General features: G+C 48.8%; 2 protein-coding genes. Both read right to left on the reverse strand.

Features of this window, described 5'->3' with window-relative positions:
* Positions 1-609: metalloregulator ArsR/SmtB family transcription factor (locus R7070_RS26180; protein ID WP_318141510.1), on the reverse strand; the 609-nt coding region annotated here is incomplete at its 3' end.
* A gap of 145 nt (positions 610-754) precedes the next feature.
* The coding region (locus tag R7070_RS26185) for a fructose-bisphosphatase class II (protein ID WP_318141511.1) at positions 755-1,126 on the reverse strand (372 nt) is incomplete at its 5' end.

The raw sequence follows: 1,126 nt of genomic DNA on the forward strand, positions 1-1,126 counted from the left end.
GCGGATTCGGTAAACGCAGCGACGTTGACCGCTAATGATATGCTCGGTACGCTCGACGGTCGTGTCGTCTCCGAGTAAGGACTGGAACACACTCAGTTCAGATTTGCATAAACTAGGGCAACGCGTGGCGGCTTTACAAATCGGGCAGTGATTCTCGATCAAGATAAAGCCGTGCTCATCTTGTTCAAGCTCTGCCATGTAGCCTTCTTTTTCGCGCAGAAAAACCAAAGTTTCCAGTTTGCTTTCTAAAGACTCACATTGATCGAGGTGCTGGCGATAGTTTTGTAAAGTCAGTTTTTCGCGCTCGGAGGTAACTTTGTCGAGGCCATCTTTACCGAAGATGTGTTCCACGGCTTCGATAAATTGGATGGTGAGTTCGCCATGACGATCGGCGAATTGCTCATGTCCCTTCTGGGTTAAAGACCAATGGCGAGTAGGGCGTCCGACTTTGACTTTTACATCGTGAATCGACAGGATGCCTTCATCTTCTAAACCTTGCAGGTGCTGGCGAGCACCCATGGTTGTCATCCCAAGCTCAGAAGAGAGTTGTTTTGCAGTGACAGACCCGTCACGCTTAACGATTTGCAATATCCTATCTACGGTCTTCATATTCCCACCATTTGTATTTCCGTACACATTATGCGCGATAGGCTTAGTAAAGAAAAGTGTTGACTTAACTTGAGTGGGGATTTGGTGAGCCAAAAACAAAAAGGGTCGGCACTTTGCCAACCCTCTGCGATGCTGAACCTAAAAATTACAGAATGATATCGCGAACTTCTGGATCTTTGCGCTCTAAGTAATGGGTCGACTTGATGCGGCGAATGGTACGGCAACGGCCTCGCACGAGTAGCGTCTCTGTTGTCGCAATATTACCTTGGCGAGAAATCCCCTCTAGCAAGTCACCTTTTGTAATGCCTGTTGCTGAGAAGACGACGTTGTCGCTGCGCGCCATGTCTTCCATTTTTAGGACGACGTTGGCTTTTACGCCCATTTCTTCACAACGTTGTAGTTCAGCCGCACCGTAAATACGGTTTTCTTCTGTGTCGCCTTTCACTTCGTGGCGAGGTAGAAGGCGGCCATGCATGTCACCATCAAGTGCGCGAATCACCGCTGCGGATACCACCCC

It is taken from the genome of Vibrio sp. 1557 (assembly GCF_033340175.1).
Lineage (GTDB): Bacteria > Pseudomonadota > Gammaproteobacteria > Enterobacterales > Vibrionaceae > Vibrio > Vibrio alginolyticus.